Below are 9,382 nucleotides of genomic sequence, written 5' to 3'. Positions count from 1 at the left end.
CGCTACGGGCGACGCAAGGAGCATGATCTGGCACGAAAGACCGTCTTTATCCGTACATACGTACTGCGTAAGGTGAGATAATAATATAATTAAAATACTACCTATCGGCCTTTCAGTGGCCGCATCTATGGATCTAGCTACCTCAGTTATTGCATTCGCTCCGATTAAACTTGCACCACACGCAGAGCAAGTTGTCGCAGAATCATCATTTATCGATTCGCACTCAGCGCAATAAGTAGCCATTGGTTACCTCCTGTAATCCCGTCATGCTGACTCAAGTTCTGTTAGAGGTTTTGCTCCATGACAGCCGCCATCGGATCGGCGAACACGGTATACGCCAGCCAGGTCGGGTCGCCAGGTGAGCGAATGGCTGCGCGGGCCTGCTGTGTCGCCCGGCCAATCGGCTCGCCTGCAAGTAGGTGATTGTAGAAAACCCTTGAGAACTCGCAGGCTGCGTGGTCAGAGACCGACCAGAGCGATCCGACAAATGCGGCAGCGCCCGCCTCAGCAAAGCGTTTGGCCCAGCCGCCAATGCCCGTCAGCGCCATAGCCTGGCGTCCGATCTGGCAGGCGTTCAGGAAGACGAGCGGACTCGCCCGGCCAAGGTTCTTAACCCTGCCAATGATATCGTCAGGAGACAGTCGTGCGTGCTTCTCAAGCATGATCGCTGACTGATTCGGATCAGCCTCAGCAAATACGCCGTGCCCGGTAAAATGCACGCCATCGTATATTCCCTGGGAGAGCACATCGAGGATATCAAGGTAGTTCGCAGGCACCTGCACCACAGTCCGTATGCCCTGGGCCAATGACAAGAGGTGTTTTCGCTCCTCCTGCGCATATGGGAGGCCCGAGTCCTGTGGGACGACAACGGCCATACGTTCCAAGCGCAGCGTTGGTCGTTGGCCTATGCCTGGAAACCAGCGAGTGACTGCAAATGCCTCGCAGAGATACGGCCCCTCGCTAATGATGCCGTCATCTCCGCCTTGTAGCCGCAACAGTTCCCATGGGATCCATGGCTCATCAGATTGGATATAGATCGAATGGATTTGGTCACGTAATCTCCAGAGCAGTGTCTGGAGATCAGGGGGCAACAACTCCTGAAAGAGCATTGCCCCTTTGCGTTCAAGGCGTTGGGCAATAACTGCTGGGTTGCCGCCAGCGGATCGGCTCAGATCCTCAATATCATGAAAGAAGAGCTGGAAATAGCGCAGTGGGTCAAGGCGTAGCAGCGTGGCTGGATGAAAGAGCTTGAGATTCAAGTTTAATGTGGGGTCGGCAGCCGAGAGACGGAACTCGATTTGAATTTGCCCCTGCTCGATACGCTCAAAGACCAGCAGCGTGAGATCCGGCGGTGAGTTAACAGGTGATACCAGCGCTTTCTTGTGCTCAGCGGGGCGCTCGTCAGTTCCATGAGCGATGGGGAGTACTAGCGGTGTCAACGTCAGACGCCCAAGCGGCTGTCCAAGGTGAAAGCACTGAATCCAGATCTTACCGGGGCCAATGCTGGTGGCGCGCAGTTTGAACTGGAACGGTAATGGTTCAGCATCGTTAGTAACAACATAGCGAGCCACACTCGGCCCCTCTACCATAAAGCCTTGCTTCGCGCTAACGACAATATCGACCTCGGCTCCGGCCAGCGTTTCTATCGGAATCGCAGACTGGGGCGTGAATCGATGTGCGATTGATACAAGAAGGGGGATAACTTGCGCGAATGTGACTTGTTCTGCACTATCTGCCGTGAGCATGTAGGAGGAATCGGCCTCAACACTATCTCTTATGCTGCTGCCATAGCGATTCGTGCTTAAACGAGGTAGTGCTTCATCATAAAACCCAATGATCTGATCATCATCTTCAATGATGATACAGAGTGGAGGCGCAGATTCGGCATCTGTGTGGGCGGGGAGAGTCGGCGTTGTTGGTTGATTACTGAGGTTGAGCGCCTCTGCTAATGATAGCTCTAATGAGGATTTGGCTAATTGCGATAGAAGATCTTTCGGGGTATATACGTGATAGTTAACTTTGTTTGATGGGGCTATAGGTTGAGAGACGATGATTATACGCGCAGGAGTAATCCGTTGTAAGAGTTCACTTACTTGAGATACTTGCTGGTCATCTTTCAAGCGGATAAAATCCTCATTGACGATGTCGTACAGAAATATCATCGTTCACCTCATAGTGGTTTGAGCGTAGTGAGCGATAGGTAATGTTGTTAATTATTCAGTAAATAACCTTATCCTGTCTGTGATTATAGTACCGGTACTTGTTCTGTCAAGGTAAAATATGGTAATGAAATTGAAAATCGGTATTGTTTGCATGTTAATACACAAATAAACTTGCCACCCTTGCACTTTTAACCAATTATTTCCATTGACTGCGGGCGATGCCCATGCCCTAATCTCCAACCCAACCTGCATTGACGCCCCTGCTCTGCGACGGGTACAATGCCCACATGCACGATCCCTTACATATCCAACTGGCTCGGCTTGCAAGTGACCGCTGGGCGCGGCGTGGGGTGCGCCTGCTGTTGCGTGGTCTCTGGTTGGGTTTGGCGTTGGCATGTTGTCTGCTCGGTGCGGTGCTGCTCTTCGACATGCCACTGCGCTGGGAGTGGTTGGCGGTGCTCGTCCTGACATGTCTGGCGGGGGCGGCGCTGTTGCTCCTGCGCCCGCCATTGAAGCCGGTGCTGGTGGCGCGCCGTCTCGACCGGCGCTTCAATCTGCATGAGCAGCTTGCGACGGCGCTGGAGCTTGATTCGACCCCGGTGGGGGTCGCGGCGCATCTGCGTGCGCAGGCCGATCAGAATGTGGCCCAGATTGTGCGTTTCGTCGAACACCAGCGCTCCTTCCCCTGGTCTGAGGTAGCGCTGACCACGACGCTTGCGCTGTTGCTGGGCGGTATGTTGCTGCTCATCGGTGTTGCGCCGCCGCTGCCGCTTGGCTCGGCTCAGCCGCTGCCGCCGCTGGCTCTTCCTCCTGATCCGCAGACTCAGCCGCCCCCGCCCGATCCGTTGGTGGAGCAGCCCGCCACTGCGCCGGGGAGTGCGCCCAGTATGCCCGATCCGGCTGTGATGCAGGCGCTCGCTGATGCGCTGCGCGATCAGAGCTTGACCCGCCCAGCAGCCGAGGCGCTTGATCGCGGTGATCTGGAGACAGCGGCGCGCCAGTTGCGCGAACTGGCCGATCAGGCGGGGCAGATTGGCCAGTCCGCCCGCAATGATCTGGGCAATGCGTTGCGCCGCGCCGCCAATCGGATCGAGGCGGGTAATCCCGATCTGGCCAATCAACTGCGTCAGCAGGCGGATGGCTTGCAGTCGGGGCGTGATGATCAGGCGGCCCAGGCGCTGGAGGCGCTCGCGGATATGATCGAGGATCTTGCGCAGGCTGATCAAGCCCAACAGGATGGGATGCCCCAGGCGGGTGGCGCGGGTGATAGTGCCTTCCCCGGTGCGCAACGTGCCCAGGAGTCGCCGCGCTTGGGGGTAGATGGGGTGCCGCTCGAATTGGCAACCGAGGGCGATGGCTCAACTCCGGCACAGGCCAATGCCGAATCTGAGGCGGAGAGTGTCGGCAATGGTGGTAGTCTTTCGCAGGGTGATCCGCAACTGAGTAGCGACCCGGTGCAGTCGGGTGATGATCCTCTGCGTATTCCAGCGGATTTGCGTGATGTGGTTCAAGACTATTTTTCGCCCTAAAACCAATACTGCTACGGCTACCGAACGCCCGCTCTTTGATGAGGCGTTCCTGCGGCGGATGGAGCGTTTGAGCCTGCAAGCTCAGCGCACGCTGCGTGGCAATCCGGCCAGTGGTGAGCATCTGAGCCGCCACCAGTTGCCTGCGAGCATCCTGAGCGATCATCGGCCCTATAGCCACGGCGACGATCTGCGCTATGTGGATTGGAATGCCTATGCGCGCCACGATCATGTGCTCCTGCGTCTCGGTGAGGCCGAACAGGATGTGCATGTCCATCTGCTGCTGGATGTCTCGCGTAGTATGGTGGTTGGCGCTCCCTCGCGCTTGCGCCTTGCGCAGCAGTTGGTGGCCGCACTCGGCTATTTGGCGTTGGCGCATAGCGACCGCTTGCTGATTGTGCCATTCGGGGATCGCCCGCTGCCCGCCTTTGGCCCTGCACAGGGCAAGGCGCGCAGCATCGAGATGCTGCGCTTTATCGAGGCACTTGAACCGCAGCCGCAGACTGATCTGGTGGCGCTGGTGCGTGCGCATGGGCGCACCTACCCCCATGGTGGTCTGGTGGTGCTCTGCTCCGATCTGCTCGATCCACACGGCTTGGCGGAGGTTCTGCGTACTCTCAGCCCGCCGCGTTGGCAACCGCTGGTGCTGCATCTGCTGGATCGCCACGATCTTCAGCCCGATCTCCACGGGGCACTGGAGTTGGAGGATAGTGAGAGTGGGCAACGCATGGAACTGGTGCTCGATGCCGAGACCCTCGCCGCCTATCAACGTGGGCTGCGGGCGTGGCAGGCGGAGTTGGCCGATACATGTACGCGGCGTGGGGCGATCTATGCCCCGATTCTGAGCGATTGGCCGCTCGAACAACAGGTGGTGCCCTATCTGCGCCTTCGGCGATTGTTGACATAACCCATGAGCCTCCTCGTTCCACTGGGGCTACTCGCCCTACTCAGCCTGCCACTGATTGTGGTGTTGCACCTGATCCGCGAACGGCGGCGGCGAGTGGTGGTGCCCGCGCTGCTGCTCTGGCAGCACCTGCCGCGCCGCCATGATGCGCTCAGTCGGCGTCATCTCAAGTTGACGCTGCTACTCGTGCTGCATCTGCTGGCGGCGTTCTTCCTCGCGCTGGCCTTGGCGCAGCCGCAATGGTTGAGCGATCTCTTTGGGCGTCCCCAACATCTGGTGGTGATCGTGGATACCTCGGCCAGCATGGCGGCTCCGGCGGGATCGGGGAGTCGCTTGGATGCGGCGCGGGCGCGGCTGCGCACGTTGGCGGCGGGGCTGAACGGTCAGGCCACGCTGACCCTGATCAGCGCCGGGCCAGAGGCGCGGCTGGTGGATCGGGCTGGCCCGGCGGGTGTGAGTCGCCTCTTGGCGGCTGCCGAGGCACTGCAACCCGCCGGAGTGGGCAGCGATCTGGCAACCGCATTGACGTTGGCGGCCAGCGATCTTCAGCATCGCCCCGCAGGTCAGGTGGTGGTGCTGACCGATGCGGCGCTGCCCGCTCTCGATACGGAGTTGCGTAACGCCCCTACCCACTTGGCGCTGCGCTGGGAGCCTATCGGCACGGAACTGCCCAACCGGGCGATTCTGACCCTGGCGGCGCGCCCCCAGAACCAGGGCGGGATGGTGCAGATCTATCTGCGCGCCGCGAACTACAGCCATGCGCGTCAGCGCAGCAATGTACGCCTCTTCGCCGATGATCGCCTGCTCGATACCCGGAGCCTCGATTTCCCGCCCCAGGCGGAGGTGGAGCAGGTGTGGACGATCCCGCCCGGTGTGCGCGGCGTGCGTGCCGAGTTGGACGGCAACGACGACCTGCCCGCCGATGATGTGGCCTACCTGAGTCTCGTCAGCCGCCCGCTGCGCACCCGTCTGGTCAGTGCGAATCCGGCGCTGCTCGAACGCGCCTTGCGGGCGATGCCGGGGCTTGAGGTGCAGGTGATCAGTCCGGGGGCGTTTGTTGAAGTAACCGAGGCGGATCTCACTATTCTAGATGGCTTTTTGCCCAACCAGTGGCCAGCGGGGGCGGTGTTGGTGCTGAATCCGCCGACTGGCTCGCCCTTATTGGATGTGGAGCCAGCGCAGCGGGTGGAGGCGGGGCCGATCATGGTTCAGGCTCGACCAGATCTCTTTGCCGGGCTGAGTCTGGGTGGGGTGGTGGTAGAGACGATGGCACCGATTACGCCGCCGCTGTGGGCCGAGGTGTTGCTGAGTTATGCCGAACAGCCGCTCATTCTGCGCGGGCAGGTAGCGCAGAGCGACGTGGCGATCTGGAATATGGATCTGGCCCAGACCAACCTGACCACCCGGTTGGCCTTTCCGTTACTCCTTGCACGTACCCTGCGCGATCTGGCTCCCGCTGATCTTCCGGCTTCGATCTTAGCTGGGCAACGCCTCACCCTGCGTCCTGATCTGCGCAGCGATCTGATCGAGATCCGCGATCCACACGGTATCCTACACCGTATTCCTGTTGAATCCGCTATCCACCCGATTCTGAACCTGGATCACCCCGGCCTCTATGAAGTACGCGAACTGGCGGGCGAGCGCGAAATCTTCCGGGGGATTCTCGCGGTCAATAGCGGCGCGGCGCGGGAATCCAATTTAGCTCCGCAAGCCCTCCCGGCAGCGCGTAACGCTCCGGCGGTAGCGGCGAGTCTCCGCCGTGATCCGCAGTTGCTCTGGCCGTGGCTGGTGGGCTTGGGGTTGGCGGTGGTCTTGGGCGAGTGGATCTATGTGCATGCGCGGCGTTGAGTGGGGGGGGCACACGGGCTGGACGCATTGTGATGCGGTGAACCCATTGTTAGTAGGGGCGAAGCATCGCCCTCCATGTGGCCGGGGAACCCGAACGAAGTTGGAGGGCGATGCTTCGCCCCTACGGGATGATCGGTACACCCCATCGCCCATTATTCAACCGCGTAGGGGCGAAGCATCGTCCGTCCTCGGCGGTGAACGTGTATACTACCCAGTATGACCATGCTTCTCCGTTCTCCACAATTGCTCTGGCTCCTCCTCCTCCTCCCCAGCGTCGTGCTATTCTGGCGCTGGCGCGGGCTGCGGGTGGGCGTGTCGGTGCTGGCGCTGCGCTTGGGCATCGTGGCGCTGCTGGTGTTGGCGCTGGCTGACCCGGTGCTGGGGGTGGAGGTCGCTCCCGATGGGCCGCTGATTGTGTTGGTGGATCAGTCGGATAGCCTGGGGCCAGATGGGCGGGTGACGTTGCGCCAGGAGGCTGAACGGGCTTTGCAGGCGGTGCCGGGCGAGGCGCGTATGCTCTTCTTCGGCGCACAGGTGGTGGCGGCTGGTTCGATTACTCCGGTTGATCCGGCGGCAACTGACCTCGCGAGTGCCCTACGGGCGGCGCATGCGCTCTTGCCTAACGGCGGGCGGATCTGGCTCTTCTCGGATGGTGTGCAGACCCGTGATGATGCGTTGTCTGCGGCGCAGCAACTGGCGGCGGCGGGGATTACGATTGATGTGCTACCGTTTGAGGCGGCGCTTCTGCCGGATGCGGCGATTGTTGGGGTGGATCTCCCGCGCCTGCTGCGCCCCGACGAGGAGTTCCCGCTGGTCGTCACTATGCGCTACCAACCCGACGCGGGGGGCGGCGATCTCGCGGCTCGCCTGCGGCTCTGGGTGGATGGCCAACTCCTGAGCGATCAAGCCTTGATGTTGACTCCCGGCGATACCCAGTTCACCGTTCGCCAGCGTGCGGGGCTTCCGGGGGTGATTCAGGTACAGGCCGAACTGATCACCAATCCGAATGCGAGCGATACCTTCGCCGCCAATAACCAGGCTGGTGCGACGGCGACGGTGGTGCGTCCGCCCACGATCCTGATTGTGGCCAATCAGGCTGAATTGGGGGCGAGGTTGGCGCAGTTGTTGGAGCAGGAGGGCCTGCGTACTAGCCAGATCTCCCCGGAGCGCATGCCCTCGCGTATCTCCGATATGGCCGCCTACGACGGTATGGTGCTGCTGGATCTGCCCGCCACGGTGCTCAGTCTCGATCAGATGGCCACGGTGCGCGAATTTGTGCGCAGTGAAGGGCGCGGCCTGCTGGTGCTGGGCGGGCATACCTCGTTTACCCTCGGCTCCTATCAGGATACCCCGCTGGCCGATGTGTTGCCGGTGCTGATGGAGCCGCCCCCGCGCCCGCAGCGCAGTGATGTGGCGCTCCTGCTGATTATGGATCGCTCAGCGAGTATGTTGGCTTCGTTTGGGGTGAGTAAGTTTGATATGGCCAAAGAGGCGGCGCAATTGGCCAGCGAGACCTTGCAACCAGAGGATCGGATCGGTATCCTCGCTTTTGATACCGAGACCCTGTGGGTGGTGCCTTTCCAACTGATTAGTGGCGGGTTGAGTGTGGCTCAGATCCAGGAGCAGATCGCTAACCTGCCGAGTGGCGGTGGCACCCGCATCGAGCGCGCCTTAGAAGTGGGACTGCCTGCGTTAGCTGAACAACCGACCAAGGTGCGTCACGCCGTGCTGCTCACCGATGGACGCTCCTTCCTCAACGATACCGCCCTCTACCAACGCCTCGTCGAGACCGCCCGCAGCCAACAGATCACCCTCTCGACGATTGCGATTGGTCTCGATTCCGACACCGCGCTGCTCAAGCAACTTGCCGCGTGGGGTGGCGGGCGCTACTACTACGCCGATCAACCCGCTGACATCCCGCGCCTCACGCTGCTAGAGAGCAAGATCGCCGGTTCCGATCCGGCGGTCGAGCAGGCGTTGCGCGCCGAACTCGCCCAGGCGCACCAACTCATGCGCGACATTGCCCCCGCCGATCTGCCAGAACTGGGCGGCTATGTGGCGGTGAGTAGACGCCCGCAGACCGAGGTGATCTTAGAATCCCCCGCTGGTGATCCCCTGCTTGCCACCTGGCAGTACGGGCTTGGCCGTGCCGTGGCCTGGCTACCCGGCCTCGATCCGGCATGGATGGGCCAGTGGCAAGCCTGGGGGGGCACGAGCCGTTTTCTGGCTCAGTTGGTGCGCTACACCCTCCCCGACCCAGAGAGCGGGCTGCTTCAGGTACGCCTCGATCCCCAGCCGGGGGGCGCACGCCTGATCGTGGATGCGGCGCAACCCGGCGGTATCCCGATCAATCTGGCGACGGTGAACGCGCTGATCACCCTTCCCGACGGCACAACGCGCACCTTTGATGTGCGCCAGAGTGCGCCGGGGCGCTATACCCAAGAGTTACTTCTACCCACCCCCGGCGCGTACTGCGTCTCGGTCGTGGTGCTGTATGATGGACAGCGCCAAGAACATGTGGTGGGCTATGTGCAACCCGTGGCCGAGGAGTACCAACTAGACCACGCACCCACCGACGGAGCAACCCTCCTCCAAGCGATCACCGAGGTCAGTGGGGGGCAACTCAGCCCGGTGGTAGTGGGTGAAGCGCGAACCACGCCGGTGGGGGCGGGAGTCTTCAACCTGTGGCCGCTGCTGGTGGGTATGGCGCTGCTGCTCTGGGTGGTGGAGATTGCGTTGCGGCGAGGATTTTTGCCAAATTTCTTCTTGACGCCAAGGCGCTAAGACGCAAAGAAACCCGATCATCGTTGGGTTCCCCGATCATCCTGTAGGGGCGAAGCATCGCCCGCCATGGAGCAGGAGAACCCAAACGCGGCTTGTGGGCGATGCTTCGCCCGCTATGGGCCATGGAGCAGGAGAACCCAAACGCGGCTTGTGGGCGA

At 61.1% G+C, this 9,382-nt stretch carries 5 protein-coding genes; 4 read left to right on the top strand and 1 reads right to left on the bottom strand.

Annotated elements, in window-relative coordinates; all coding sequences use genetic code 11:
* Positions 1–284: 284 nt before the first annotated feature.
* The gene (locus tag EKD03_RS13795; RefSeq protein ID WP_129631898.1) at positions 285–2,162 is read right to left on the bottom strand and encodes a CHAT domain-containing protein; all 1,878 of its coding nucleotides are present in this window, start codon (positions 2,160–2,162) and stop codon (positions 285–287) included.
* A gap of 287 nt (positions 2,163–2,449) precedes the next feature.
* Between EKD03_RS13795 and EKD03_RS13790 the strand changes: the two genes are divergently transcribed.
* From EKD03_RS13790 to EKD03_RS13775, 4 genes are all read left to right on the top strand, one after another.
* The gene (locus EKD03_RS13790) at positions 2,450–3,691 is read left to right on the top strand and encodes a hypothetical protein (protein ID WP_129631895.1); all 1,242 of its coding nucleotides are present in this window, start codon (positions 2,450–2,452) and stop codon (positions 3,689–3,691) included.
* Positions 3,663–4,595 (top strand): DUF58 domain-containing protein, encoded by a 933-nt coding sequence (locus EKD03_RS13785; RefSeq protein ID WP_129631892.1) that lies wholly within the window; start codon positions 3,663–3,665, stop codon positions 4,593–4,595. The genes EKD03_RS13790 and EKD03_RS13785 overlap by 29 nt, the downstream gene beginning before the upstream one ends.
* A gap of 3 nt (positions 4,596–4,598) precedes the next feature.
* Positions 4,599–6,440, top strand: coding sequence for a vWA domain-containing protein (locus EKD03_RS13780; protein WP_129631889.1), 1,842 nt, complete (start codon positions 4,599–4,601; stop codon positions 6,438–6,440).
* Positions 6,441–6,656: 216 nt separating this feature from the next.
* Positions 6,657–9,224, top strand: a complete 2,568-nt coding sequence (locus EKD03_RS13775) for a VWA domain-containing protein (RefSeq protein ID WP_238613521.1) — start codon at positions 6,657–6,659, stop codon at positions 9,222–9,224.
* The last annotated feature ends 158 nt before the right edge of the window (positions 9,225–9,382 follow it).

Origin of the sequence: Candidatus Oscillochloris fontis, from assembly GCF_004138135.1 — a bacterium.
Lineage (GTDB): Bacteria > Chloroflexota > Chloroflexia > Chloroflexales > Chloroflexaceae > Oscillochloris > Oscillochloris fontis.
This window is presented reverse-complemented; position numbering and strand designations above follow the sequence as displayed.